Raw genomic sequence first — 24,434 nt, forward strand, 5'->3', positions numbered from 1 at the left:
GGAAGCAACACGCGAACCGTGCACGTCTTCAACGGCTGGGTGCTCAACCGTGCTGGGTGCCTACCTTACCGCATCGCGAAACCGCAGGTGAAAAGCGTTAGATCCGTGAGGATTTCAAGGCCCCGTGAGCGCGGACTCACGGGACCTTGGTCCCGATGATTCGGGCCGGGCGAGATCAGGCGGTGTCAGTCGCCGGACCGGTGGTTGTCGCCCCGCCCTCGTCGGCCCACGTAGGCTCGCCCGACGGATCGGTCTGAACGTCCTTGTGTGCGGTGTCGGGACTGGTGCCGGGATCGTGGTCGGTGCCGGTGGTCCGCGGCTCGTCCGTCTGATCGGTGTGGTCGGTGGGAGTCTGTTCGCTCATGGTGTCTGCGTTCCCTTCGGGAAGTAGTTGTTCATGTACTCGTCGTTTCCTGCTCACCCGCGGGGGGTACTCAGTAGGGGGTAGTGCGTCAGGTCGAATCGACAACCAGCGAAGTCAGCTGTCACCGAAGCAGGAGATTTCACGTGAACCATATGACCGTGACGACCGAACACCTGCGTGCACTGCTGGGTAGCGGCCCCCATTCGGAATTGGTAGCGGTCGGGGGCGAGATCGAGATCTACGTCCCCGATGAAGAAGGGTTCGGCCTCGAGGGTATCTCGCTTGTCACTCGCGAGCAGTTGGCCGAACGCCTGCCTTCCTCGCCCGACAATCCCGACGAAGGCGAACTGCGTATCGCCGCAGAATCGTTGAGCGAGATGATCGCAGAACTCGGCGGCTGAACTCCCTGCGGCAGCCGACTTCAGATCTGCGGGATCGGATCCGGGGGATACGGGTTCGGTGGCGTTGGAGTGGGCGGCACGGGTGGCGGATTCAGCGGATCGGGTGGTGTCGGCGCGGGTGGTGTCGGCGACCCGGGGTCGGGAACAGGGCCCGGATCCGGGGGTGGGGGAGTCGTCATGAGTGCCGGGTTCCCAAACACGTGCTGAACAAACACCTAGTGTTCGGAACGGCTTTTGGTGTTTTCCTCGGCAAGTAGATCGTCCACGATGTCGGTCACGGCGATGTGGACGCTCTCTGCAGAGAACTGTGGTTCCATATTGCCGAGGATCATGTGAACGACATCGACGACCGTGAATCGCACCCGATCCGACAGCTCGGCCAGATCAACTCCGTAGGGCGCAGCCAGTTCGATACGTAGTGAACGTATTTCGTGGCCGTCGACAAAGAACTCGATGCTGCTCGGTGAGCAGTGGTGTCGAGAACGTATCTCTGCGGCGAGGTGGGTGCGGAGTACGTGATCGCTTACCGACACCGTGCCGAGACGTGGACCCTCGGACGCGTGTGCGTTCAGTGGCCAGCCCGATGCCGAGGTCGATCGGAGCGCCCGGATCACCTTGTCGCTGATTCGATCCCAGCCTGGCTCCGGGGCATTTCGCAGGGCCTCGGATGCGTGGGCCATCAATGCGTCGGTTCGTGATTCGGTCATCGCCACCTCGTCATTCGTTCACTCAGGTTAGCCCGTGCACGGTGGTGATGCCCACGCACCGCATCCGGAGTGAGTCTTAGAATCTTTCCGATTTGAACGAACGTGAGCATCTCCACCTCTCGCAGCGTCCAGGCCGCACGCTGGCGATAAGGCAATTCCCCCAACGCTTCCTCCAGCGCCTCCAGGAAGGCGGAGTTCGAGGTCGTGTCGAATGGACCGGCTTCGGGAGACGGTACAAGAGGGTCGAGCAGCTTGTCGTCGATCGGTTGAGCTCTCTTGATTCGGTAGCTGTCCACGATCTTTCGGGAACAGATCGCGAAAAGCCATGTTCGCATCGACGATTCACCACGAAACGAATCGAGTTGACGCCACGCGGCCACGAAGGTGTCCTGAACTACTTCGAGAATGTCGCCTTCGTCCGCGAGCATTCGACGTGCATAGCGGTGGAGCGCTGGTCCGTAGTGGTGCACCAGTGACTCGAATGCTTGTCGGTCGCCGAGTATCGCAGCGTCCACTGTCGCGGTGTCCAGGCCGTCAGGCGCTCCCGTGAGCCCCTGTGTGTGCGGTAACGCCACAGTCGCTCCTCTCACAGAAATGCGGAAACTCGGCTGCGTTCGAGGATTGTTCGTCCAGCCGGGGCGTTGGATGTTACGGACCGTAACTAATAAATGTCAGTGACGCACGTCACCCGACTGGGACATTCGGTTTTGCCTTCGAGTCACGACTACACAGGTAGATCGATCAACAGGAGGAGATGGCAATGGTCAGCACGCAGATTGCGACAGCATCTACGAAGGATGTTGCATCATCGAATGACTCGGCTCTGGTGAGCTCGCAAGGAAAGACATCGATCGCCGACACCGTTGTCTCGAAGATTGCCGGCATCGCCACCAGAGAGGTGAGCGGTGTGTACGACGTCGGCGGCGGAGCATCCCGGGTCGTCGGGGCACTGCGCGAGCGGATTCCCGGCGCGAGTGTCAACCACTCCCAGGGAGTATCGGTCGAGGTCGGCGAAAAGCAGGCAGCGGTGGACATCGACATCGTGGCCGAGTACGGCGTATCACTCGCGGACCTGGCCACCGGCATTCGCCGCAACGTCATCGCAGCGCTCGAACGGATGACAGGTCTCGAAGTGACCGAGGTGAACATCACGGTTCACGACGTTCACCTCGACGAGGGCAGCGACGACGAAGCAGGCGAGCCCAAGACCACCCGGGTGCAGTGAGTTCCGAAATCGCTGACACCGTCGCTGAGGCCGTGACGGCTGTACCCGGCGTCGCATCACTTCATGCCGGAATGTTCGGCGAGGTCGGCACCTACCTTCCCGGTCGTCGTGTCGTCGGCGTGCGGGTGACGGAGTCGTCGACCGACGTCCACGTCTGCATCTTCGCCGACGCCGCCGTTCGAGAGACCGCTTTACGCATCCGCCAAGCCATTTCGGGACTCATTTCCGGCCCCGTGAATGTGACAGTGGAAGACGTAGTAGGCCGCCCGCACAATGCCTGAGCGTTCCCGCGGTACAGAGCCTGATCGCCGTTCTGCACGACGAGCGGCGATCAGGAAGCACCACCCCGATGCTGGGGGATCAGCCGACGCGCTCAATAGAGCGCTCGAACGCATCGACCGGGACTTCGCATCCCCGATCGATGTGGGTGTCCGTCCGACGCTGCGCGGCACGATGCGACAGATAGTCAGACCCGTTCGGGCCCAGTACACCCGGGTGCGCGCTCGGCTACCGGGCGCCAAGACCTATACCGAGATCTGACTCGCACATTTGAACATCATCCACAACGGAGGATTCACATGACCACCTCGACTGTCGGCCTTCTGGCAGGACTACTTCTCGGAGTCGCAGCTGCTGCAGGCGGTTTCACCGGATTCCTCATCGCGCTGGTTCTCGGCGTGGTCGGTTACCTCGTCGGTGGTCAGCGTGACGGTGAGTTCGATCTCGGTGTGATGCTGAAGGGTCGCGGTCGTGGCTGAGACAGCTCTGCCGGAGTCTGTGCTTGGCGAGCCGGGCGTACGCGGATCACTGACGATTCGAGACAGAGTCGCGCAGAAGTTGGTGCTCGAGGCGACTCGCGGAACGCCGGGGGTGCGTCACCACGCCGGCGGCATGGACAAACTGACCGGGCGTGAATTGCCGAGGGCACGAGTGCTGTTGTCCGGCAGGCGGGTACGAGCCAAGGTGGACATCGCGATCGAGTGGCCCGGATCCTTGTCGGTCATCGGCACCGCGGTGCGAGACAACGTGAGGGCCCAGTTGGAATCGGTCTCGGGATTGGACGTAGACGGCGTGGACGTCTCGATCGTGAGCGTTCTCCCGGCATCGACCAAGGGTGATGCGGGAAGGAAAGTGCAATGACTTCGGACAAGGTCGTACTACCTACCGCCTCGAGGGTTGCGGCTCCGGTTCCTTTGGCGACGCCAGGGTCGGCGTTCACCGGATTTCTGATCGCAGCGGCGGTACTTGCGCTCGGCGTGGTCGGGATTCGAGACGCCCTTGTGGACCTAGGCGCGATCACTGGGTCGCATTGGATATCAGGGGCTTTCGAATATGTGGACGGGCTCGCCTACCAGGGCTGGATGTTGCCGGCCGGAATCGCAGCCGTCGTCCTCGGCCTGTGGTTCGTGATCCTCGGACTCAAACCGCGGCGAAAAACTGCCAATGCCTTGGTCGGAGTCGTTGACACGTGGATCGATCCCGCCGATGTAGCAGCGATAGCGTCGGTACGCGTCGAGTCGCTGACTAATGTTCGCTCCGCTTCGTCACACGCGACTCGGCGCAAGCTCGAAGTGAAGGCCTCGGTCACGCCCGATGGTGCCGCGACCGCGGAATCGGAAATCCGTGCCGTGCTGGGGAACTTGGCCCAGACGTTGTCACCGTCCCCTCGAATCAAGATTCGCATCCAGACGGGGGAAAGATCATGACCCGAACGGCGACGGTGATAGATCGCGTGGCGACGTGCATCGCAGGACTACTCGCGATAGCGCTGGGAGTCGCAGCGATCCTCTGGAATCTCGACGTGATCAAGGATCTGCCGGCGCGAATCGACATCCCGTGGGCTGAAGATCTCGGCGACCGCTCGTGGTGGCCATGGGCCGTCGGGGTAGGGGGAGTTCTGCTTGCCCTCCTCGCGTTGCGGTGGTTGATCTCTCATGTGCCGCTTCGGCGGGTGAAGGAGATCACGGTTCCGGGGTCGAACTCTCACAATTCGATCACCGCGGATCTGGGTGCGGTCGCCGAAGGAGTGACTGCATCATTGGAGGACTTCGACGAAGTATCGGGTGTCCGAGGAAAAGCGTTGGTCGACCGCGGAGTTCGAACAATCGATTTGCGGGTGACCTTGAGACGGAGCGTCGTATCCGGATCGGAAACGCTGCCCGAGTTGGTTTCTCGGGTTGCCAACACAGGCGATCAAGTCCAGGCGGTAGTCGGCGATTCGTCCGTCGCGACCAGAATTCGCATCGCCGTGAAAAGTACGAAACACGATGAGCCGAGAACTCTCTGATCAATCGAGGTTTGAGCCACCTGACGACCGGGTATTGGTAGACCTCCCCATTGTGCACAGAATCATGGATGTTGCTGTGGCACTTTGTGTCACGGTTCTTGTGGCGACTGCGACATCGATGGTGATCGCAATCGTCGTGACGCTGATCATGTGTGGGTCGGTGAGTGTTGTTCGTCGTATGTGTTGAATCGCCAGTCGTTTTGGTTCTGTCGTGACCACCTGATAGAAAGGTAAGCAGACAATGTGGCTGCTACCGAGTGCACGATCCCCCGCGTCGTGCGGCGGAGAGTCCGGTTGTGTGCAAACACAACCCGCGATCACGGTCTAGTTGCGCGGGCCGATCGCGTGGAACTCTCCCTTCGCCGGCAGTCTCTCATTGCGCCGTCCCTTACCTCAAGGAGTCACAATGCTCTCACTCGGAATCATCGCCTGGATCATCATCGGCGGACTGGCGGGTTGGATCGGCAGTAAGATCATGAAAACCGATGCCCAGCAGGGAATTCTCCTCAACATCGTTGTCGGTGTGATCGGCGGCCTGATCGGTGGCTTCCTGCTACGGGTCTTCGGTTTCGATGTCGAGGGTGCGGGCTGGATCTTCAGCTTCCTCACCTGCCTGCTCGGTGCCGTCATCTTGCTGTTCCTGGTCAAGGCAGTCACCGGAAAACGCTGACCCGCATCTATTACACGCTGTTCGAGTTCGACTGAATACACGACCGAATCCCACGGCCGAATCCTAGAAGGAGAAACACATGTCTGACTTCATCGACAAGGCAAAGCACCGCGCTGAGGATCTCATCGGCGAGGCGAAGGAAAAGTTCGGGAATGCCACGGGCAACGATGATCTGGCGGCCGAAGGTGTTGCCGATCAGGGCGAGGCAAAGGTCAAGAAGGCCGGAGACGCTGTCAGTGACAAGGTCTCGGATATCAAGGACAAATTCACCAGCTGAGTGAGCTTCGGCGCGGTTGATCGGCAAGTTCGGTCAACCGCGCTTTTTTGTGTCTCCTCGACCGTTGCGGCTACCGCGATACGCGAACTTCCGCGTTTCCGCGAGCCACTCCGGAAGCATGCGCATGTGGGTCGGCCTGTTCAGAATCGGATCGAAGGACGGCTGGAGGCAATCCGGGTGGTCCGCGACTTCGTCGAGGCAGAGGTGTCCGATCGGAATCAACTGACGTTGAATTCTCGCTAGGTAGACGGAGAAGTGCAGAGGGGAATGATCGACGGCCGCCTTCAGTGCGGGCAGTGAAGTGCCGGTCGGGTGGACGCCGCGCGGTGTCACGATCAGCCACGCTGCGGCGCCGCCCGCGCGTGAGTAAGGAACCAGTGTGCTGTATCTCGCGCCGTTCCATGAGAATGCCGGAGCGGGAAACATTTTCGAGAAGGTAGAAAGTCCTGATGTTGCGAGAAGAATGTCCCACGGGATTTCATCGGCGCCGACATCATGCAATCGAAGAGCCAGGCCGAGTACGTCTGGTAGGTCCCCCGGTGTTCCGAGTGCCTTCGACATTCGAGCGCTGACGGTAATCGTCGACGATTCCGATACCGGCCACCAGGGAGTGGCCGGTTTCAATGTTCCCTTCAGTTCGAGCCCGTAAGGGTGGAAAGCCCTGGCCATGCGCAGCGATGATGCGAATTGGAACGGTGCGCCGATCAGTGTTCCGATCGCGTTCTTGCCGACGGGAATGATCGAATTAATCGTCACGGCATCCTTATCTGAGAACTTTCCACCTGCGAATCGCTTAAACTGGACGTACGTTCAGGCGTATGGACGGGCTTTCGTGCGGATTCTTTCGGCTTCCCAGTGGCGGTGATTGCTAATCATGTGACGCGCCGTAACAAAAGTCTCGCCCGACGGGATAATTAGCCAAACACATAAATTGGTCGTTATGGTTTGTTTGTCCGTAACGGTGCGATCGGACCTGGGACCGTAGCGAACTGGCGAGATTGCTACTCATGATTTGTGTTTGGTGATTGCGCGGAAACAAAAGATGTCGAGGAGACACACTGATGGGCCACACTCGAACCTGGCTGACGCGCGCGCTGGCAATGCCGGTGGCTGTCGCGGTGGCTGTATTACTTCCGCTCGGCAGTGTGGCCTCGGCCCAGGATTTCGAGGACGACTCCGACACTTCGGTGGCCGCTGGCGCGACAACCCCGATCTCCTTCACTGAACTCGGGCGGGGCACAGACATCGTGTTCTCCTCCGATGACGCGCCCGTGTTGGTGACCGTGCCGGTGCCGGACGGACTGACCGCAACTGCCGTGACCGGTATCCTGACCGCTCCGACCGACTTCAGTCGGGGTTGGCTCGAAGTGACTGCCGACGGCCGGCTGGTGAGCCGCGTCGATTTCGACGCAGGTCAAGCCGGAACCGGTCTACCGATTTCGGTTCCGTTGCAAGGGCTCGAAGTAGTCGACCGTAGCGTGACCGTGTCGATGATCGCTCACCTCGTTCCCGTCGACGACCGTTGCTACGACCGAACGAGATACCAGCCCCTCGCGCTGAGGGATGCCTTTGTCGCCTACGACGGTACCGAGCAGCAGCCGAGAACTGTGGCGACGTTCTTTCCTCCGATTTTGAGGAAGGCAACCATCTACGTTACGGACGGCTCGTCGGGGTCGCAGCAGAGTGCGGCTTTGCAACTGAGTGCAGCGATTGTCAACAAGTACGGAAGTCAGCCCCACGCCGTGGTGGTGGAACAGCTGCCGAACGGCCAGAGCCTACCGTCCGCCGAGCCGGGACTGTTCGAGCGAGCTGTCGTGCTCGGCAACAGCGGGGACGCCGGAATCGATCTTGCGGCGACTCCCAATGGTTCACCCGTGCTGCGGATTTCGGGGGACGACAAGACCCTCGTCCCTCAGGTCAGTCTCTTGGCGGCGAACTTCGACGGCTACTGGGCGGCCAGCAGAGCGCTGGCGTCGCCGGACAACACAGTCGCACAGATTTCCCAGGACGCGATCACCGTCGGTCAACTGAAGCTCGGAACGTTGACGGCCTCCGGTCTCAATCACATCGAGGTCGACGTTCCGTTCAGTCAATCGCAGTTGGGGCGTCCGATGAAAGACGTGTCGGTAAGAATGATCGGTTCCTATGTGCCGCTGCCTAATTCGCGCAACGGAGAGCTTTCGATCTCGCTCGGGGATACGAGACTTGCCTCGCAAACGGTGAACGAGACCGGGCGCTTCGACATCGGGGTCGATGTTCCGAACGAACTCCTGCGGCGCGATTTGACGTTCGAGGTCTCGATGGACGTGACTGGCGACTTTCAGTGCGGCACGAGTAGTCCTTCTTCCCTCACCGTCGATCCGGCAAGCACCATCACCTCCTCTACCGGATTTCCGCCGACGCCAGGAGGATTCCAGGCCCTGCCGCAGTCGATGCTGCCCACGCTCGACGTCGGTTTGAGTCGAGGTGATTTTGCAGATCTCATTCGGGCTCAGCGCCTCGTTGTCGCGATGCAGCGGTTGAGCTACCTGCCGATGCAACCGCGTGTACTCCCGTTCGGCGACGCCGCGACCAGTTCGCTGCCGGCGTTGTTGATCGCGGCGGACGGAACCCTGCCCACTCCGGTTGCTCTCCCCATGGACACGGCAGATCAAGGGCTCCTGCGCTTGCAAGGCCTGGAATTCGGTGGGCAATACGGTGCCTTGCAGGTGGTTTCGGGTTCGCATAACGAAGTGGTAGCACTGACGTCTGAAGGTAATGCGGCCGACGCCGACGCTCTGCTCAACTGGTTGGAAGGTGGGAAGGACAGATTCGCAGAACTGACGGGCGATCTACTGGTGGCGCCTGCGGGCGGCGAGCCGTTCGACATCGGAGTCAACGTCGCACCGTTGGGCACTGCGACATCCGCCGAAGAAGAGACCGGCCCGAGTGCAGTCACGATCGGCTGGATCGGATTCGGGACCGTGGTTCTGATCGCTGTGGCCGTCGGCGGTGTGCTCGTGACGAGGCGTAGAGGACAGTGACCGTCACCGATCGCCCGGCCCCGTCCGTCGCGGTCCACGACCTGCCGGGCCGCAAGCCCTGGCGGATGTTTGTTGTCCTCTTCGCGATCTACACCACGTTGGGTGTGTGGATGAACGCCGGCATCGGCTTCATCTTCACCGACTCGCTCAGCCGTGTTGCCGCGGTGTCGGCAATGCTGCTCAGCCGTGATCCGCACTTCGCGGCGATCGGATTCGTGTTCACCCCGTTGACGGCGGCCGTCCAGATTCCGATGGGCCTGATGGGCCACTGGTGGCCGGACCTGCTGCGGTGGAACATCACTGCGGTCGTGATGTCCGCGGCGTTCATGGCTGGTGCGGTGATTCAGATACGCGGGATCAGTCGCGACCGTGGGTGTGCGCGATGGGTCACCGTCGTCCTTACCGTGCTGTTCGCTGTCAATCCGATGATCGTCATGTACGCGGCGAGCGGAATGAGCGAAGCCCCGTTCCTGTTCTTCGTTCTGTGGGCGACACGTCGTTTGATTCGGTGGATTCGCAGCGACGACGTACACGACCTTATCGGTGCCGGCCTCGCATTTGCACTGGCGTACCTCACCCGATACGACGCATTGGCACCGCTGTTCGTCGCGGTTGTGCTGGTGACTGTGGTGAGTTGGCTTCGTTTTCAACCGACCGAAGAGGAACGGGGCGAGGGCGCGGGACCTGGCTTGCGGCTCTGGGCAGCGGCACTCGACGGTGTCGTCGTGATGATGCCGGGATTCCTGGCGTTCGTCTTGTGGTCGTTTGCCAGCTGGCTCATCACGGGTCAAGCGTTCCAACAGTTCTCGTCGGTGTACGGGAACAGTTCCATCCTCGAGCAGGCTGGGGCCGGAACCGACTCGCCGATTACACGCCTTGCTTTCTCTATTACCGAAATGGCCGTACTCGGGCCGGCGCTCCCGGTGTTCGCGGTCCTGGCAATCATCTACGCACTCCGGCGGCGGGACGCCGAAGTGGTCGTGCCTCTTGTGCTGTTCGGCGCGATCCTCGGCGCTCAGACACTGCTCTACGTGATGGGTTCGACGTTTCCCCTTCTGCGCTTCTACATTTCGATCATTCCGCTGTGCTTCGTGCTGGTCGTGCTGATCGCTCCGCGCGGCGTTCCGGTTGTCACGCGCCGACCGGGGTCTGCTGCGTCACGCTCGGTGACGACGTACCCTGAGCAGTCGGGACCCTCTCTGCCCCTTGTGATCTCTCTGTGTTTGCTGGTCGGGTCGACATTGGTCACGTTTGTCGCGATGGGTAATGCCCGGCTCGCAGTGCTCGAGCATTCCATTGCCAGCGCGATCATTCCGGGCCGGAAGAACCTCGAGGAGCAGACGAATCTCCGCACGTTTGCGGCCGAGCGTCGCATCGCCAAGTATTTGGACGACTTGGATCTGCCGGAGGGTTCGGTTCTGCTCGACACCGTGGAGAGCTATGCCGTCGTGGCATCCTCGAACAACCCTCGGCAGTTTGTCGTGCCTTCCGATGCGGACTTCGTGCGCGTACTGAACAACCCCGCCGAACATCACGTCGAGTACATCCTGTCGGTTCCGAATACCGGTCGTGGCGTTTCGGACGCCGTCAATCGGCGCTATCCGACGATGTACGACACCGGCGCCGGAGGGGTCGGAGCGCTGGCGCTCGAAGTATCCAACGACGGCGGCATGGACCCGTCGGCCTGGCGTTTGTATCGCATCACCGGTGAACGCCAGACGGGTCGATGAGGCAATTCGTATGGGAGGATTGTCCGTATGACGTGGATGGTTGCAGATGTCTTCTGAAGAAGTGCGTCCGCGTGAGCGTGGCACAGTCCGGCGCCGTGTCGCTTCCGCTGTAGCCGGTGTTGTGGCCGTCGCGGCGGTGGTGGGGATGTTCGTGATGCCCGCGGGAGCCGATTCTCCCAAGCAGGTTCGGGTCGGAGCGTCGTCGAACGGACTGACACTGGACGGACAGCCATGGTGGCCTACCGGGCTCAATGCCTATCAGCTGGCCACTGATTGGTCGGTGAACTTCGGCTGTGGCGCCATGGTCGACCTCGACGCGTACTTCGGTTCGCTGCCACCGAACTCCGTCACACGCTTCAACGCCTTCCAAGCTCTTGCGGTGAACAAATTCTCCGGAGAGATGGATTTCGGCCCGATGGACGCGGTGTTCGACGCTGCGGCGCGGCACAACCAGTTCACGATTCCGGTGCTTTCACCCCAGGACAGTGGGTGCGATGACGGGCAATTCAAATCCAGGGATTGGTACACCGACGACTGGAAGGTCGCGAACCTGATCCCGGGTCGAGCCACCATGAGCTTCCAGGACTGGATGCACACCGCCGTCGACCGCTGGAAGAACGAACCTTCCGTCGCGGCGTGGGAATTGGTGGGGGAGCCGGAGCCAAGTCTGTGTACCGACGCGGCCTGCAATTGGTGGACGAGAACGTGTCCGTCTGATTCCGCGCAGGTGTTGCGGGAGTTCTTCGACACGGCAGGCGCCGAGCTTCGCGCGATTGATCCGAACACTCTGATCACGGCGGGATACGTCGGGGGCGGTCAGTGCGGCACTGCTGGTGACGACTACCAATACGTGAGCGAGTCCGACTTCGTCGACGTTCTGCAGTATCACGACTACGGAGCGGACGGGGTACCGCTTCCGGGCGATCAGTGGAACGGACTGGCGCGTCGCATCGAACAGGCGACGACCGTCGGGAAGCCGTTGTTGGTCGCCGAGACAGGCGAATTGGCGGGCAGTTGCGAATCACTGGCGACCAGAGCCACGAATATCGAGACGAAGCTGACGGGGCAGAAGGCGGCCGGCACGGCGGGAGCCCTCCTGTGGGCCTTCGTTCCGGATCCACGTCCGAACGAGTGCACGATGGACATCGGGCCTGACGATCCACTCTTCGACGTGATCACTTCACTGGCAGGTTAGCGCGGTCTCCGGTCGACCCTTCTACTATTCGCGCAGCGGATATTTGATCACGATTTGATAACAACCTGAACGTGTCTTTGTGATGTGATGATCGTATTTCGTTTGTATTCAATGGCATTCAGTGGCATTCACCTGCGGATAACCGAACTTGAAAGCCGCCTCGACCGGGCGGGACCATCGACGCGGCGCCCGCAGGACCTACGTCCGGTCGCACGAGGACGGTTCGATCGGACCGCTGCGATCGGAAGTTGTGCTGTACCTGCCCCTTTGGTTGACAGGGCGGTCCCGTTCTGATTGACGTCGAAAAGCGGGCACGACAGTTCGCCGTGGTAACGGGTAGTGAGCGGAGTTTGGTGCGACCGTCGTGGGAGTGACAATGCGGGGTGGTGTGTAGCTCTCGCGCGCAACGAATTCCGAGTTCGAGTCAACTTGCGACGGCATCGGTCGCCCGGTAGACCTTGTGCGCAGGCTGTACATGCGGTGTGAGCCTCGGTCGTCTAAATGAGGGGACGACCGCTGCATGCGCGTAACGGTAAGTGTGTGAAACATCGCGTGAGCGGAGAGGTGAACGATGACAGGGTGCGCTGAACGGTCTTTCAAGACTGCGGTGGTGCCGGCTGCTGGGATGGGGACTCGTTTCCTCCCGGCCACCAAGACGGTTCCGAAAGAGTTGCTCCCCGTGGTCGATACACCCGGGATCGAGCTGGTCGCAAGCGAAGCGGCGCAGGCAGGCGCGGAACGTCTGGTGATCGTCACTGCGCCGGGCAAGGCATCGGTCGTCGGGCATTTTGTCGAGGATCTGGTGTTGGAAGGCAAGCTTGCGGCCAGCGGAAAGCATCATCTGCTCGAGCGCGTGCGGCGTGCTCCGGGCCTGATCTCGGTGGAGCCGGTTGTGCAGGAGTCTCCGCTGGGATTGGGACACGCTGTCGGTCTTGTCGAATCGGTGCTGGATGCGGACGAGGACTCGTTCGCGGTGCTGCTTCCCGACGACCTGGTTCACCCCTGCGGCGTTCTCGACGCTATGGCGAAGGTGCGTGCCGAGCGCGGCGGTTCCGTGCTGTGCGCGTTCGACGTCGCGCCGGATCTTGTTGGCGCCTACGGAGTGTTCGACGTGCAAGCACCTGTGGAAGGCGACGATCCCGATGTGCTCGCGGTGGTCGGCATGGTGGAGAAGCCGGACCCAGCGGATGCTCCGTCCACTCTCGCCGCGGCCGGACGCTATCTTCTCGATCGAGCCGTGTTCGATGCACTCCGGCGAATCTTGCCAGGTCAAGGTGGAGAGCTACAACTGACGGATGCGATAGCGCTGTTGATCGCGGAGGGCCATCCGGTTCACGTCGTCGTCCATCACGGTACCCGCCACGATCTGGGTAACCCGGGCGGTTTTCTGCGAGCTTCTCTCGACCATGCGCTCAGCCGCACCGAGTACGGACCGGAATTGAGAGTCTGGCTCAAGGAACGATTGGATCAGCCCGATCCGCAGCTGACCTACTGAAGAATCCCACCCATGACACCAGAGGTCGAAATATGTTTTGGTGCAAGAGAATCCGCACCATTTCTGCGTGCGTGCATGTGAACGTCGGTAGCCCGGGCTCATTCGGGCACACTCGCGATCAACTCCTGCTCCAAGCTAGATGCGATTCTGGCAGCTCAGTGTTGATCGATACCGCTGTGTTGATCGATACCGCTGTGTTGATCGATACCGCGGCGGGCGAGTTCGTCCACCAGGGCTTGCGTCGCGATCGAATTCAGAACCGACGGTGGGGTCGTTCCCGGCCGCGCTTCTTCGGGAGTCAGATAACCGGCGGCTACGAGCACCTCTGTAATCGGAGCACCGAAGACCTGACATGCCGTCCGCATCGTGTCCTGCGTGGGAGGGCGCTTGGCCGAAAGCCATCGACTCAGTTCGGAAGGTCGAATCTTCAGCGCACGCGCAGCTTCCTGGATGTCGCTGAACGAGCGAAGTTCCAGTTGATGCTCGACCCATGCGGAGAAACCACTCATAGCGGTCATATTGCCTGAGCCGAGAGGTATATGCCACTTCCTTTCGGCTACAAGTCGAGGACATTTGGATATCTGTCATGTCGTGGCAAAGTTTTTCGCCGGCGATTCGCTTATTTGCAGTTACGCGACGGCGCTGACGGGGACTGACTTCTTCTCTGAGCGGGGATTATTCAGTCGGCCGTTGGTGAAGGGTGAAATTGAGGGTGAAATGCAAAAAATTCGATTGTCGGAAGCAGGAACTCAATGACAACGCCGAGTCAGGTCAGACTTGAAGGCCTTCGTGATGGTGTCGCTCCGACGGCAAGGCGAACAGCCAGAGTTCCATTTTCGCCGACCACCGTCATTTGGATGGCGATTGCGATCGTAGTTCCGATATACCGCTCGTTGCCCGGCACCGTCACACAGCTATGGGCGATGGCGGTGCTTGTGGTCATCGTGGCCTCAGTAGCGCTGGGGCGAGTCGCTCGGCCGCAGTTTGTCAGCATCTGGTTGATGGCCGGCTACGCAGCCCTCGTCGCGACGGTAACGGCGACGCGTGGCAGTGATGTCACCGGAAATCTCTATGTTGGAGTCCAACTTTTCATTGTTCTCGGGCTCGGGATATTTGTGATGGTCGCCAATGTCCAGCGTGATCCGGCTTTTGTCAGGCGTGTCTGTATTGCGTTCATCGCAAGCCAATCGGTTTCTGCTCTGGTCGCCGCCATCCAACTGGCTGGTTCATCTGTCTTCGGATTCGGTGTTGTGAACGGTCGTGCTCCAGGGCTGGCAGGTCATCCGAACGTTCTGGGAATCATGTCCTCACTTGCATTGATTCTCTGCCTGGGGGCTGCGGTGCGAAAGGCAGAGAATCGGCTCGTTCTGGTGCTGATCTCGATCGTGAACGCGGTGGGACTGCTGGCGACCGGTAGTTTGAGTTCGTTGTCGGCCTGCGCGATCGGATTGATCGTCGTGGCGATTTCTTCGCGAGTGAAGATCACCACCATCGCGAAGAGTTTTGTCGGTGCCGCCATTCTTTTCTGGATCGCAATCACCTACACCGAGTTCGGTAAGCACCTGGAGACGCCGGCCGATCGATACCTCCAGGTCACCGGCCAGACCAAGGCTGTCAGCACGCTCGAGATCCGCAACGACACTTACGGATTCGCGTGGGACGCGATTCGTGCGCATCCGCTGTCCGGAGTCGGTTTGAACTCGGCGAATGCTGCCTCGTTCGACAATGTCACAGTCGTTCACAATGTTTTCCTACGATCCTGGTACCAAGGCGGGGTGGTGCTTGCCCTTGCCGTGGCACTGATCATCTGCGCGACGGCACTGGTCGCGTTCAGATCGATGAAGTCCGGCAAGAACGCTGCCGCGGCCGGCGTGCTGGTCTCGATGATGACATTCGCTCTGACATCGGCGTTCTTCGAGCAGGCCTATTACTGGCTACCAGTCGTTCTCGCCTTTGCATGTTTGTCGACGGAGAGTGATCGGACCGCAAGCTCCAAAGCTCAACCCGCGCCACAAGTATTGATCGGGAATTGAGGTTACGTGTTCAAGCCATGGAAGGTCTTCTCCCAGTAAGACGGGTTGCGTATCAACTGATATGTGCCTTTGATGGCTGCGATGCTCATCAATACCCAGTAAAGCGGAGCGGTCAGGCAAGCTATCAGCAGCATAGGATTTCGCGTCTCTCGGCATGCCACCAAGTTCATGTAAAGGACTGCGGCGTTACCGAACACGAGTGACACGAGGGCGGGAAAATAGACGTAGTTGGGAAACACGTCGTGGATGACCTCGGGTTGGCCGAGGATCCAACCCAGACTGATCAGCCAGAACGCCATGTTCAGTGTCGCCACAATGGGCGTCCCCGCCATCAAGATGGTGAAGCGTAGAAATCCGACCGTGCCGAGTCCGCGCCACAGTTTCAACGGTTGACGCATATGAACCAACCAAGTCTGCAGGTAACCTTTGTACCAGCGTGAGCGTTGGCGGATCCAGTTGATCGTGTCGCTGTTGGCCTCTTCCAGCGTCGTCGAGTTCAGAACTGCGGTCCGGTAACCGCTCTCGGCGATGCGGACTCCGAGGTCTGCATCCTCGGTGACGTTGAAGGGATCCCAGGCGCCGATCTCGTCGAGCACACTTCGGCGAAGATGATTGGACGTGCCTCCCAAAGGAATTGGTGATTGACTCCGCATCAGTCCCGGGAGGATGAAATTGAACCAGAGTGCGTAGTCGGCCGTAAACCATGCAGTCAATAGATTCTGAGTTCCATTGTGAAACGCTAGTTTCGCCTGCACACACGCAGTATTCGCTGGAAGCTTCGCGAAAGTCGCTATTACGCGGCGTAACTGAAGAGGATCCGGAGAGTCTTCGGCGTCATAGATGGTGATTATCTCGCCGGTTGAGAAGTGCAATCCGTAGTTGCAGGCTTTGGGTTTGGTACGTGGATCTGCAGCGGGGACCTTCAAGATGCTCACCACTTCATCGACTCCGGCGGCAGTTGCAGCGTCGATCGTGACAGCGTCATCCTCTTCGAGGAGCAACAGCACTTGCAATTTGGCCGAGGGGTAGTCGATCGCGCGCATGGCGGAAATCAGGTCCCCGACTACTTCCGGTTCGTTGTACGCCGGAACAAGGATTGTGTAGTGCGGGAGATCTTCATCCGAAAGTGCGCTTGCCTCTTGATCGCTGATCGTCACGATCGAGGAAGCATCCAAACCTCGTGTGAACAACACAAGTCGATCCACCATCGCCCACACGTACCCGAGCGTGCACACCAATGTGAGAACGATGAGCGTGGGAGTCAGGAAGAAGACAAGACACGCGATTGTGATCGCGAGAATCGCGAGCAGGATGTTGCGCTGCCATGGATAGAACGCAACTGATGCCGATGAAATCGGTTTGCGCTCACGCAGTCCGTTCACAGCGTCGTGGAGTGCGGCTCGTTTGAATTGCTCGGAGCTTTCGTCCTCAACCGAGAGATTGGGAATTACCACTTCTGTGCCTCCACGACAAGCCTTCCGAGTGACTGGAGCATACCGAGGTCCTTGTACTGAGATTCACTGTCCACCGTCGATATCCGGCCTCTGAGTAGAACGGCCAAGGTGTTGCTTCCATTCGACGCCATCGATGGTTTCGGTTCGGGGAACAAGGCATTCGGTTCATGATTGTCCACTGTCAAGAGTGTGACGCGCTGTGCGGCACCGTCGCCACGTGTCCACACGAAATTGAGGTTGCTCCAGGTGAGGAGGAGGGAGTCGTCGACAACGGTGTACATTTCTGCGACCACCCCGCGGCTCAACTCGACTCGTACCGGCGGGCTGACACGTGCATTCTGGAGATCATAGGTTGTGTTGCTCGGATAGACAGCCAAAGTGGATGGGCGACGCACTTGAACAACGTCCATTTGGACGGTGCGTGGGCGCATCTGGCTGTCCCATGCAGGGTTGGGTGTGTCGGCACGAATCGACTGGCGAGTGAGTGCCGAAGTGGAACCGAAGTACTTTCTCGGCCAGTCGTATTCGTTGGTCGAGATTTCACGCCAACCAGCGGGGACGACGAGTCGTGGGTCGGATGTCGCAGGCGGCCCTACCGAGACCGGAACGTTCTGTGCGGTGGGCACTGGCGTAAAGAACATCACAATCGCTGCGGCGAACACCACCAGGATCGTCCAGTTACTGGTTGACGTCGAAGGATTCCGGAGCGGACGCTCGAACGGCTTCCAAGACTTTCCGCGTCGCTCGTACAGGTAGAAGAACCCGCCTACCAGCAATGCGCTACCTAATGCCGGTAGCAGCTGGATGCTGAACAACGGCGCAGTCGGGTACTGACGGGAGAGGTAGTAGACCAAGCCTGCACCCAAGACGGACGAGCCGACGAACCCGGCGAATCCCCTCTTCCACGTTCGACTGACGGCGATCGTCGTGGCGGCCGAAGCGACCAGCACCATGATGATGCTGTAGTCGAAGCGTGTGCCGCCGAGTTCAGTCGCCAACGTGCGGTAGATGAGCGGAGCCAGAAGGATCGGGACAACCCATACTGCCCAGTAACGATTCACTGGACGTAACCCGAACATGAGAACCGCTGCGCTCCAGACAAATACCCAAGCCGCGATTACATCGATATGCATCAATTCGTAGTTCTCGGCAAAACGTGGCATGAGGAGTGCCTGCAACCCCAGCGACACCAGTAAGCCGATACCGCCGACAATCTTGTCCGTCTCACGATCATGGATCGGGAGGTCCGGGCCTCGTCGTAAATCTGTTCCGACGGCAGCTATCAGGCACAGCAGGGGGAGGACGAAAACGTATCCGATGGCGGTGCCACTCGCAGTGCTCCTCCACAAATTGGTCCAGGTAGGCCAGAAAGCAAAGATTGTCGCGGCTGCAATCATCAGCCAGCGGACAGTGAGGCGGGGGATAATTCCCGACTGCGTGCGTAGGTCGCGAATCTTCAAGATATGTAGTCCTATTCGAACTGGTCGTCTACTCGGGCAGCGCCGGACGTGTCGGCCGGCGTGAGCATGTGTCAACGAACCCGACTTTTGTCGACCTTACGTGATCGGTTACAAGGTGCGAATTCCTAACACCCCGATGTGGACGGCTGAAGCCGGGTAGAAATCTCACATAGTGAGACGAATGAAAAATTCATTTCAGCGGTCGGTTTGTCGTGAACTGGACAGACGACCTGATCTTGTTTCGGGGGCGCTACCTGTATCAGCAAGGGCTGTATGGCTATTCGCCTTCGAATTGCACATCGAATCGGCAGTAGGGACCAAGATCCCTGCCGGGGACGTAGGTCCCCAACAGCGCAGGCACCTTCTGTCGGCGAAAGTCATTGCGTCGGTTACCGATGGAAATGATCCTCTATTCAGGCGGTATCGTTGAGGCGGTGCGCTGTGGCAACCGCCTACTGGCGAGTAAGGTCCTTCTGTTTGCTGCACTTTCGACGAAGTAACGCGAAAGTTGCTTCTGAATCGATCTTTCGCCCCGTTGTTCCGATCGAGCAGCGCCCGAGAGGCAAGTCGCAAAGCGGTTGCGCTGCGGTCAGATTGGAATGCGCGGGGGCGTGCGCGGCTACGGGCCTGAACTGGGGCGACTTTGCGTTTGATCCTGCGCGCAGACAGTGCTGAAATGTAATCCACTCGGAGCGTGAGAGCGTTCCGATTCTCGAGGAATTGCACTTAACGGATCGAAGCGAGCGATTTGCTGTTTCAGCGTATTGCTCGATCTGACGAATCACGCTCAACACCTGTCAACGACGTACGAATTCAATGACGCACGGATTCCACGAATGAGGAAGGGACTGATCACGTGACGGCGCTCGACGTGTCCACGCTGGGCAAGAACAAGCACACGCTTCCCCGTGCAGTGCCCGACCTCCGCCGCGGATCGACTTCACGGCGGGAATGGGAAACGGCATACCGCAGGAGACTGTTCCTGGGCGACTCGGTGATCATCGTGGGGACAGTTTTCCTGGCTCAGTGGCTACGGTTCGGCGGGGACGGCCGTGCGGTGAGCTCCGGCATCCTCGGGCAACTGAGTTACACCGGTGTGTCAATTGCGTTGGCGGCAATGTGGTTATCGTCTCTGGGCATCTTCCGCACTCGATCGATCCGTGTGATCGGCAGCGGCCCCGAAGAGTACAGGCGAATTTTCGTAGCGACAGTTCGCCTCTTCGGACTCATTGCGATTGTCAGTCTTCTGCTGCAGTTGGACATCGCGCGACTCTATCTGGCCTTTGCATTCCCGGTTGGGCTGACGGCGCTGATGGCAAGCCGCTGGATCTGGCGAAAGGTCATCGCGCGGAAGCGGTCTCGAGGCGACTTCCAGACATCCGTGTTGGTTGTAGGAAGCCCCGTTGCAGTCAAGAAACTGGCCCAAACCTTCGAACGAGCTCCCGGCGACGGTTATCGGGTAGTGGGCGTTTGCCAACCGAGTCAACTAGGTCGTCGGGACAGAGTCATAGTCGTCGACGGCAACGAAATACCGGTCCTCGGGGACGAGCACGACGTGACTGACGCGCTCGACTTGGTCGGTGCCGATGCTGTGGCGGTCACTGCGACGGAACACCTCGGGTACGACGGTATGCGGAAACTGGCCTGGGATCTGGAGTGCAAGGACGTTGATCTTGTTGTGGCACCTGGAATCCTGGACGTTTCCGGTCCCCGGCTTTCGATGCGGCCGGTGGCCGGTCTTCCACTGATTCACGTCGAACGTCCGCGCTACCACGGTGCGCAACGGTTCGCCAAGACGGCATTCGACGTCGTCTTCGCGTCTGTCATTCTCATCCTGATCAGTCCGGTGTTGATCGCGACGGCGTTGGCAGTTAAGTTCACCAGTCGGGGTCCTGTGCTCTATCGGTCAGAGCGAATGGGATTGGACGGGGTTCCTTTCCCGATGCTGAAGTTCCGATCTATGGTTCAAAATGCCGACGCGCAGGTCGACAGTCTCCTGTCGGACAACGAGGGCGCCGGCGTTCTGTTCAAGATGCGTGACGATCCTCGGGTTACCAAGGTAGGACGCGTCATTCGAAAGTTTTCAATAGACGAGTTGCCCCAGTTCGTCAACGTGCTCCGTCGCGAGATGAGTGTGGTTGGTCCCAGGCCGCCGTTGAGGCGTGAGGTAGAGGCGTACGACGGGGCCGTGAAAAGGAGACTGCTGGTCAAACCAGGGATCACCGGTTTGTGGCAGGTGAGTGGGCGCTCGGATCTTTCGTGGGAAGAAACTGTTCGACTGGATCTGTCCTATGTCGACAACTGGTCGATGGTTGGGGACGTCATGATCGTCGTGAAAACGCTCAAAGCCGTAATGGCAAGTGACGGCGCTTACTGATCGGTTCTGTCATTCTTTTGTATTCAAATCGCGAATCCGATTCGCTATTCCCGGTGAATGCAGCCTGGGATCCGATGTAGAGGGAATTGCGCAATGCACACTGGCCAATCGGTCATACTCGATGAGAACTTTGGGGGAACCGTTTCGATGTCATCGTCGAAATATTCGATGTACTTGGCGGTAATTCCAACGTATCGGAATCCGTGCATCGAAGTGTTGCGCGAGATGGAAAATGGCAATCTCCGCATTCTTGCCTCGGACTACGGACTGGATCCTACGGTTCGAACTGGTATCGACAAGGATTTCTATGAGCGAGTTCGACGGATCGGAATCTTCGGTGGCAGGGTTCTTCTTCAGGTTGGCTCCTGGAGAAATCCACTTTCTGCTTCTGTGACCATTCTGGATTTGAACCCTCGGAGTCTCACGGCGTGGGGTATTCTAGCCCTTCGGCGAATTATGCGACGCCGTACTTTGGTTTGGGGTCACCTTCATCCCAGAGAAGGGTCTTCATCGAAGACGGCTTTTCTTCGACGGACGATGCGCCGGTTGTCTCAGGGAACTATTCTCTACGGATACGCCAGCGTAGTCCCGGCCAGGCGCGAGATACCGGACCAGCCAGTGTGGGTAGCGCCGAATTCTTTGTACAAGCGCGCTCATATCAACGTCGAGAACGCCACTGAATCACGCAAATCAATAGTCTATGTCGGTCGATTGGTTGCCGAGAAGAACGTGGATCAATTGATTCCGGCTTTCCATCGATCGGGCCTCAAAGACAAGGGTGCCGTCTTGGAAATCGTAGGTTTCGGAAATGCTACGGAAACGATAGAGAAGCAAATTTCAGATTTCGGTCTCGAAGAATCCGTTGTTCTACACGGACGTATCGAAAGCCCCGTCGAGCTTGCCGAAATCTACGCACGATCAATCATGTCGGTCTCTCCAGGATACGTCGGATTGAGTGTCACTCAGAGCCTGGGATTCGGAGTTCCGATGCTGTATCCCGAGGATGCCCCGCACGCCCCTGAGATCGAGCTTGCCGTAGTCGGTCCGATGCAGAGTTACTCGCCGACAACCGAGGAATCGCTGGCCGTGGCACTACGCGATTACTTTCTGTATCTGGACTCCAATCCCGTATCGGCAAGGGAAATATCAACGAAGGTTGGAGAACTCTATTCCGCTGAGTCGATGGCATCGGGTATCTCTGCCGCGTTGAGAGGGCAGGTCGTTGAATTCGACAAAGACGGATGGCCCAAGGAGATGGTCGCACGATGAGTAACCGATCCCGCCTCCCGTCAGGGGTTAGGCGAGCCCTTCGAGGATTCATGAACGGGCTGGCAATATCGAACGGCAATGTTTCAGTAGGACGTGACTTCAACGCCGGCCGTGGGGCAATCATCAGTGCGCCTCACGGATTGAATATCGGCGATAATGTCAGCGTCGGGCCTCGGACTGTTATCCAGGTAGACGGTTCGATCGGATCCCATGTCATGATCGGAATGAATGTCTACATCGTAGGGCGTGAAGACCACGCGATCGACGAAGTGGGTATTCCGATGCTCGCGTCGACGTGGGTGGGGGACCGAGAGCCTGGCGCTCGTGATTCTGTCGAAATTGGAACAGATGTATGGATAGGCGCTTGTTCGGTGATATTGAGCGGTGTGACGATAGGCGACGGTGCCGTGATCGGAGCAGGTTCGGTCGTGACGAGTGACGTCGAGAGTTTCTCTGTGAATGTCGGAGTTCCCGCACGGAAAGTCGGCGAAAGATTCGAGAGTGATTCGCAGAGAAGTGCACACCTGCAAGCTGTGCACGGACTGTCGTCCTGAGTGAGCTGAAAAGGGAAATGAGCACGATGGATAATCGGGGAAACAAAATCCTGATCGTGGGAATCAACTATTCCCCTGAGCCAACCGGTATCGCTCCTTACACTGAGGGCTTGGTAAATGCGATAGCGGATGCTGGTGCTGACGTCAGGATGGTGACGGGGTATCCGCACTATCCATTCTGGAAAAAGATGGATGGTTTCTCGGGACTGTCTTCGGTCGAGAAGTCAGAGAATCTGACAGTGCACAGACTCCGTCACTACATCCCTCGGAATCCCAGTTTCCTGCGAAGAATCCTGATGGAGGCAAGCTTCGCCCTGCGGGCGTCCTGGGCGACTCTTTTCCACCGGGCAGACCTCGTTCTGTGTGTAAGCCCAACACTTTTGTCCTCAGCGGCCTTTGTCATCAGGACCAGGCTCTTTCGGTCGCGCACACCCGTGGTGCTGTGGGTTCAGGACTTCTACGGACTGGGCGCTTCCGAGACCGGCCAACTAAGCGGTGGATTGTCGTCTCTCGTCGATCGAGTCGAGTCTTGGATCTTGCGAAAGTCCGATCAGGTTGTCGTGATCCATCCGCGGTTCGCGAAGCATGCCCAGGAGAACCTCGGCGTCGATTCGAGCAGCATCACGGTTATCAGGAACTGGACCCACCTCGACCTCACCCAGTCTGCTTGCGCCCGAGAGGATTCGCGAAGACGATTGGGATGGGAGCCGGACCAGAAGATAGTTCTGCACGCCGGAAACATGGGTGCAAAGCAAGGGCTCGAAAACGTGGTGGACGCCGCGCGTTTGCTCGATGCACGGCAGTCCGATATCAAATTCGTGCTGATGGGAGACGGGAATCAGCGAGCCCATCTCGAAGAGTTGTCCAAGGGATGCGCGGGGATCGAATTCATGGATCCTGTTGGCAGCGAAACCTTCACCGACGTGCTACGTGCAGCGGATGCGCTACTTCTCAACGAGTTGGCCGATCTTCGCAGTATGGCTGTTCCGAGCAAACTCACTTCGTATTTCGCCTCAGGAGTGCCAGTCGTCGCGGCTACGTCTGCGGACAGTGCGTCAGGCGAAGAGATCGCCCTGTCAGGGGCGGGAGTGCGCGTCGACGCCGGCAATCCGGAGGCATTGGTTCGTGAAATCGAGATGTTGGTGGCTGACCCCGCCCGTTCGGAGCAACTCGCGCGAAACGGGAGGGAGTACGTGCACGAAGTACTGTCCCCCGGTTCTGCCACTATCGCGTTCGGCGAACTGTTCGACCGACTTGTCAACCGAGCGAGTTCGCCGACTCGACTGACGGAAGCCCGAGCGCGGTGACCCATCCACAGATCTCCCTCGGCGAATTCACCGGGGCAGGATATGACAAGGGACGTCCGGCGTCAGTGCAGATCGCCTGGCTCGCGGTGGCACCGCTCTTTCGGGCTTGGTTCGTGCCGGCACGCATGAGGGTCGCCATTCTCAGACTGTTCGGCGCTCAGATCGGTGAAGCAGTCCTGATACGGCACAACGTGAAGATCCATTGGCCGTGGAAGCTCTCGATCGGCGACAACACCTGGGTGGGTGAGGGAGCGTGGATCCTCAATCTCGAACCGGTGAGCATCGGGTCGAACAGTTGCGTCTCGCAGGACGTTTTCCTGTGCTCGGGCAGTCATAGCAGGAAATCACGGACTTTCGAGTTCGACAATGGACCGATCGTCATCGGCGATGGCGTATGGATTGCGGCCAGATCCACCGTCCTCCGTGGTACGTCGATTGGTGACCACTCGGTGATTGGCGCGAATTGCCTTGTCATATCGGATGTTCCGGCGAGTGCAATTGTCCGTGCCCCGGTCGCGGTGATCGGACGAGCATGAGAAGCACACGGCCGCTTTGCGCTGGAGTCGTACAGTCGTTCCACCACTTGGTTGGTGCCACGTGAAGGTG

The 24,434-nt window shown here is 59.2% G+C and carries 26 protein-coding genes; 19 read left to right on the forward strand and 7 right to left on the reverse strand.

Annotated features, from left to right (window positions below; genetic code table 11):
• Window positions 1–175: 175 nt before the first annotated feature.
• Window positions 176–364 (reverse strand): PI-type proteinase, encoded by a 189-nt coding sequence (locus ACSW29_RS07785; protein WP_448276981.1) that lies wholly within the window; start codon window positions 362–364, stop codon window positions 176–178.
• 152 nt (window positions 365–516) lie between these two features.
• Here ACSW29_RS07785 and ACSW29_RS07790 point away from each other — a divergent pair, with 152 nt between their 5' ends.
• A complete protein-coding gene (locus tag ACSW29_RS07790) occupies window positions 517–765 on the forward strand; it encodes a hypothetical protein (RefSeq protein WP_007726566.1) in 249 nt (82 codons plus the stop codon).
• A 215-nt stretch (window positions 766–980) separates the two neighbouring features.
• Here the strand turns inward: ACSW29_RS07790 and ACSW29_RS07795 are convergent, their stop codons facing one another.
• Together ACSW29_RS07795 and ACSW29_RS07800 are read right to left on the reverse strand one after the other, a co-directional pair.
• Window positions 981–1,472 (reverse strand): hypothetical protein, encoded by a 492-nt coding sequence (locus ACSW29_RS07795; protein ID WP_347873538.1) that lies wholly within the window; start codon window positions 1,470–1,472, stop codon window positions 981–983.
• On the reverse strand, window positions 1,469–2,047 hold the full coding sequence (locus ACSW29_RS07800) for an RNA polymerase sigma factor (protein WP_347873539.1): 579 nt from the start codon (window positions 2,045–2,047) through the stop codon (window positions 1,469–1,471). Before ACSW29_RS07800 ends, ACSW29_RS07795 begins: the two co-directional genes overlap by 4 nt.
• 185 nt (window positions 2,048–2,232) lie before the next feature.
• On the opposite strand from ACSW29_RS07800, the gene ACSW29_RS07805 reads away from it, so the two are divergent.
• The 8 genes from ACSW29_RS07805 (at window position 2,233) to ACSW29_RS07840 (ending at window position 5,931) form a co-directional block, all read left to right on the forward strand.
• Window positions 2,233–2,697 carry an Asp23/Gls24 family envelope stress response protein gene (locus tag ACSW29_RS07805; protein WP_448276982.1) on the forward strand — a complete coding sequence of 155 codons (465 nt, stop codon included), beginning with the start codon at window positions 2,233–2,235 and terminating at the stop codon, window positions 2,695–2,697.
• A complete protein-coding gene (locus tag ACSW29_RS07810; RefSeq protein ID WP_317828220.1) occupies window positions 2,694–2,978 on the forward strand; it encodes a hypothetical protein in 285 nt (94 codons plus the stop codon). The genes ACSW29_RS07805 and ACSW29_RS07810 overlap by 4 nt, the downstream gene beginning before the upstream one ends.
• Before the next feature lie 297 nt (window positions 2,979–3,275).
• Window positions 3,276–3,455, forward strand: coding sequence for a hypothetical protein (locus ACSW29_RS07815; protein WP_230816399.1), 180 nt, complete (start codon window positions 3,276–3,278; stop codon window positions 3,453–3,455).
• Window positions 3,448–3,837 (forward strand): Asp23/Gls24 family envelope stress response protein, encoded by a 390-nt coding sequence (locus ACSW29_RS07820; protein WP_448276983.1) that lies wholly within the window; start codon window positions 3,448–3,450, stop codon window positions 3,835–3,837. Before ACSW29_RS07815 ends, ACSW29_RS07820 begins: the two co-directional genes overlap by 8 nt.
• Window positions 3,834–4,403: a DUF6286 domain-containing protein gene (locus ACSW29_RS07825; RefSeq protein WP_448276984.1), complete on the forward strand. Its 570-nt coding sequence runs from the start codon at window positions 3,834–3,836 to the stop codon at window positions 4,401–4,403. The genes ACSW29_RS07820 and ACSW29_RS07825 overlap by 4 nt, the downstream gene beginning before the upstream one ends.
• Window positions 4,400–4,984: a hypothetical protein gene (locus ACSW29_RS07830; protein ID WP_230816396.1), complete on the forward strand. Its 585-nt coding sequence runs from the start codon at window positions 4,400–4,402 to the stop codon at window positions 4,982–4,984. The genes ACSW29_RS07825 and ACSW29_RS07830 overlap by 4 nt, the downstream gene beginning before the upstream one ends.
• Window positions 4,985–5,390: 406 nt before the next feature.
• On the forward strand, window positions 5,391–5,654 hold the full coding sequence (locus ACSW29_RS07835; protein ID WP_230816395.1) for a GlsB/YeaQ/YmgE family stress response membrane protein: 264 nt from the start codon (window positions 5,391–5,393) through the stop codon (window positions 5,652–5,654).
• Between the two features lie 79 nt (window positions 5,655–5,733).
• Window positions 5,734–5,931: a CsbD family protein gene (locus ACSW29_RS07840; protein ID WP_230816394.1), complete on the forward strand. Its 198-nt coding sequence runs from the start codon at window positions 5,734–5,736 to the stop codon at window positions 5,929–5,931.
• 33 nt (window positions 5,932–5,964) lie between these two features.
• Here ACSW29_RS07840 and ACSW29_RS07845 read toward each other — a convergent pair whose 3' ends face one another.
• Complete coding sequence (locus ACSW29_RS07845; RefSeq protein ID WP_230816393.1) at window positions 5,965–6,687, reverse strand: hypothetical protein; 723 nt, start codon at window positions 6,685–6,687, stop codon at window positions 5,965–5,967.
• A gap of 305 nt (window positions 6,688–6,992) precedes the next feature.
• On the opposite strand from ACSW29_RS07845, the gene ACSW29_RS07850 reads away from it, so the two are divergent.
• The 4 genes from ACSW29_RS07850 to ACSW29_RS07865 all read left to right on the forward strand — a co-directional run bounded on the left by ACSW29_RS07850 (window position 6,993) and on the right by ACSW29_RS07865 (window position 13,374).
• A complete protein-coding gene (locus ACSW29_RS07850; protein WP_448276985.1) occupies window positions 6,993–8,954 on the forward strand; it encodes a hypothetical protein in 1,962 nt (653 codons plus the stop codon).
• Window positions 8,951–10,684: an ABC transporter gene (locus ACSW29_RS07855; RefSeq protein ID WP_448276986.1), complete on the forward strand. Its 1,734-nt coding sequence runs from the start codon at window positions 8,951–8,953 to the stop codon at window positions 10,682–10,684. Before ACSW29_RS07850 ends, ACSW29_RS07855 begins: the two co-directional genes overlap by 4 nt.
• 46 nt (window positions 10,685–10,730) lie before the next feature.
• A complete protein-coding gene (locus ACSW29_RS07860) occupies window positions 10,731–11,879 on the forward strand; it encodes a beta-mannosidase (RefSeq protein WP_347873545.1) in 1,149 nt (382 codons plus the stop codon).
• Window positions 11,880–12,450: 571 nt separating this feature from the next.
• A complete protein-coding gene (locus ACSW29_RS07865) occupies window positions 12,451–13,374 on the forward strand; it encodes a UTP--glucose-1-phosphate uridylyltransferase (protein WP_448276987.1) in 924 nt (307 codons plus the stop codon).
• A 155-nt stretch (window positions 13,375–13,529) separates the two neighbouring features.
• On the opposite strand, the gene ACSW29_RS07870 is transcribed toward ACSW29_RS07865, so the two are convergent.
• Complete coding sequence (locus ACSW29_RS07870) at window positions 13,530–13,883, reverse strand: helix-turn-helix domain-containing protein (RefSeq protein WP_448276988.1); 354 nt, start codon at window positions 13,881–13,883, stop codon at window positions 13,530–13,532.
• A gap of 348 nt (window positions 13,884–14,231) precedes the next feature.
• Between ACSW29_RS07870 and ACSW29_RS07875 the strand changes: the two genes are divergently transcribed.
• The gene (locus ACSW29_RS07875; RefSeq protein WP_448276989.1) at window positions 14,232–15,407 is read left to right on the forward strand and encodes an O-antigen ligase family protein; all 1,176 of its coding nucleotides are present in this window, start codon (window positions 14,232–14,234) and stop codon (window positions 15,405–15,407) included.
• A 2-nt stretch (window positions 15,408–15,409) separates the two neighbouring features.
• On the opposite strand, the gene ACSW29_RS07880 is transcribed toward ACSW29_RS07875, so the two are convergent.
• Together ACSW29_RS07880 and ACSW29_RS07885 are read right to left on the reverse strand one after the other, a co-directional pair.
• Window positions 15,410–16,861 carry a glycosyltransferase gene (locus tag ACSW29_RS07880; RefSeq protein ID WP_230816386.1) on the reverse strand — a complete coding sequence of 484 codons (1,452 nt, stop codon included), beginning with the start codon at window positions 16,859–16,861 and terminating at the stop codon, window positions 15,410–15,412.
• On the reverse strand, window positions 16,855–18,321 hold the full coding sequence (locus tag ACSW29_RS07885) for a hypothetical protein (protein WP_448276990.1): 1,467 nt from the start codon (window positions 18,319–18,321) through the stop codon (window positions 16,855–16,857). The genes ACSW29_RS07880 and ACSW29_RS07885 overlap by 7 nt, the downstream gene beginning before the upstream one ends.
• Before the next feature lie 856 nt (window positions 18,322–19,177).
• On the opposite strand from ACSW29_RS07885, the gene ACSW29_RS07890 reads away from it, so the two are divergent.
• The 5 genes from ACSW29_RS07890 (at window position 19,178) to ACSW29_RS07910 (ending at window position 24,364) form a co-directional block, all read left to right on the forward strand.
• A complete protein-coding gene (locus ACSW29_RS07890) occupies window positions 19,178–20,698 on the forward strand; it encodes a sugar transferase (protein ID WP_374228080.1) in 1,521 nt (506 codons plus the stop codon).
• 93 nt (window positions 20,699–20,791) lie between these two features.
• A complete protein-coding gene (locus tag ACSW29_RS07895) occupies window positions 20,792–21,967 on the forward strand; it encodes a glycosyltransferase (protein WP_448276991.1) in 1,176 nt (391 codons plus the stop codon).
• 281 nt (window positions 21,968–22,248) lie between these two features.
• Window positions 22,249–22,521, forward strand: coding sequence for a DapH/DapD/GlmU-related protein (locus ACSW29_RS07900; RefSeq protein ID WP_448277418.1), 273 nt, complete (start codon window positions 22,249–22,251; stop codon window positions 22,519–22,521).
• A gap of 26 nt (window positions 22,522–22,547) precedes the next feature.
• The gene (locus ACSW29_RS07905; RefSeq protein ID WP_448276992.1) at window positions 22,548–23,828 is read left to right on the forward strand and encodes a WcaI family glycosyltransferase; all 1,281 of its coding nucleotides are present in this window, start codon (window positions 22,548–22,550) and stop codon (window positions 23,826–23,828) included.
• On the forward strand, window positions 23,825–24,364 hold the full coding sequence (locus ACSW29_RS07910) for a DapH/DapD/GlmU-related protein (RefSeq protein ID WP_448276993.1): 540 nt from the start codon (window positions 23,825–23,827) through the stop codon (window positions 24,362–24,364). Before ACSW29_RS07905 ends, ACSW29_RS07910 begins: the two co-directional genes overlap by 4 nt.
• The last annotated feature ends 70 nt before the right edge of the window (window positions 24,365–24,434 follow it).

This window comes from Rhodococcus sp. GB-02 (assembly GCF_053470465.1).

What these genes read in the sequence shown, in the direction of transcription:
- ACSW29_RS07875 (WP_448276989.1), top strand. Translation starts at nt 14,232, where the DNA reads ATGGCGATTGCGATCGTAGTTCCGATATACCGCTCGTTGCCCGGCACC.
- ACSW29_RS07825 (WP_448276984.1), top strand. Translation starts at nt 3,834, where the DNA reads ATGACTTCGGACAAGGTCGTACTACCTACCGCCTCGAGGGTTGCGGCT.
- ACSW29_RS07785 (WP_448276981.1), bottom strand. Translation starts at nt 364, where the DNA reads ATGAGCGAACAGACTCCCACCGACCACACCGATCAGACGGACGAGCCG.
- ACSW29_RS07835 (WP_230816395.1), top strand. Translation starts at nt 5,391, where the DNA reads ATGCTCTCACTCGGAATCATCGCCTGGATCATCATCGGCGGACTGGCG.
- ACSW29_RS07795 (WP_347873538.1), bottom strand. Translation starts at nt 1,472, where the DNA reads ATGACCGAATCACGAACCGACGCATTGATGGCCCACGCATCCGAGGCC.
- ACSW29_RS07840 (WP_230816394.1), top strand. Translation starts at nt 5,734, where the DNA reads ATGTCTGACTTCATCGACAAGGCAAAGCACCGCGCTGAGGATCTCATC.
- ACSW29_RS07870 (WP_448276988.1), bottom strand. Translation starts at nt 13,883, where the DNA reads ATGAGTGGTTTCTCCGCATGGGTCGAGCATCAACTGGAACTTCGCTCG.
- ACSW29_RS07830 (WP_230816396.1), top strand. Translation starts at nt 4,400, where the DNA reads ATGACCCGAACGGCGACGGTGATAGATCGCGTGGCGACGTGCATCGCA.
- ACSW29_RS07895 (WP_448276991.1), top strand. Translation starts at nt 20,792, where the DNA reads ATGCACACTGGCCAATCGGTCATACTCGATGAGAACTTTGGGGGAACC.
- ACSW29_RS07865 (WP_448276987.1), top strand. Translation starts at nt 12,451, where the DNA reads ATGACAGGGTGCGCTGAACGGTCTTTCAAGACTGCGGTGGTGCCGGCT.
- ACSW29_RS07900 (WP_448277418.1), top strand. Translation starts at nt 22,249, where the DNA reads ATGCTCGCGTCGACGTGGGTGGGGGACCGAGAGCCTGGCGCTCGTGAT.
- ACSW29_RS07805 (WP_448276982.1), top strand. Translation starts at nt 2,233, where the DNA reads ATGGTCAGCACGCAGATTGCGACAGCATCTACGAAGGATGTTGCATCA.
- ACSW29_RS07860 (WP_347873545.1), top strand. Translation starts at nt 10,731, where the DNA reads ATGTCTTCTGAAGAAGTGCGTCCGCGTGAGCGTGGCACAGTCCGGCGC.
- ACSW29_RS07790 (WP_007726566.1), top strand. Translation starts at nt 517, where the DNA reads ATGACCGTGACGACCGAACACCTGCGTGCACTGCTGGGTAGCGGCCCC.
- ACSW29_RS07815 (WP_230816399.1), top strand. Translation starts at nt 3,276, where the DNA reads ATGACCACCTCGACTGTCGGCCTTCTGGCAGGACTACTTCTCGGAGTC.
- ACSW29_RS07850 (WP_448276985.1), top strand. Translation starts at nt 6,993, where the DNA reads ATGGGCCACACTCGAACCTGGCTGACGCGCGCGCTGGCAATGCCGGTG.
- ACSW29_RS07905 (WP_448276992.1), top strand. Translation starts at nt 22,548, where the DNA reads ATGGATAATCGGGGAAACAAAATCCTGATCGTGGGAATCAACTATTCC.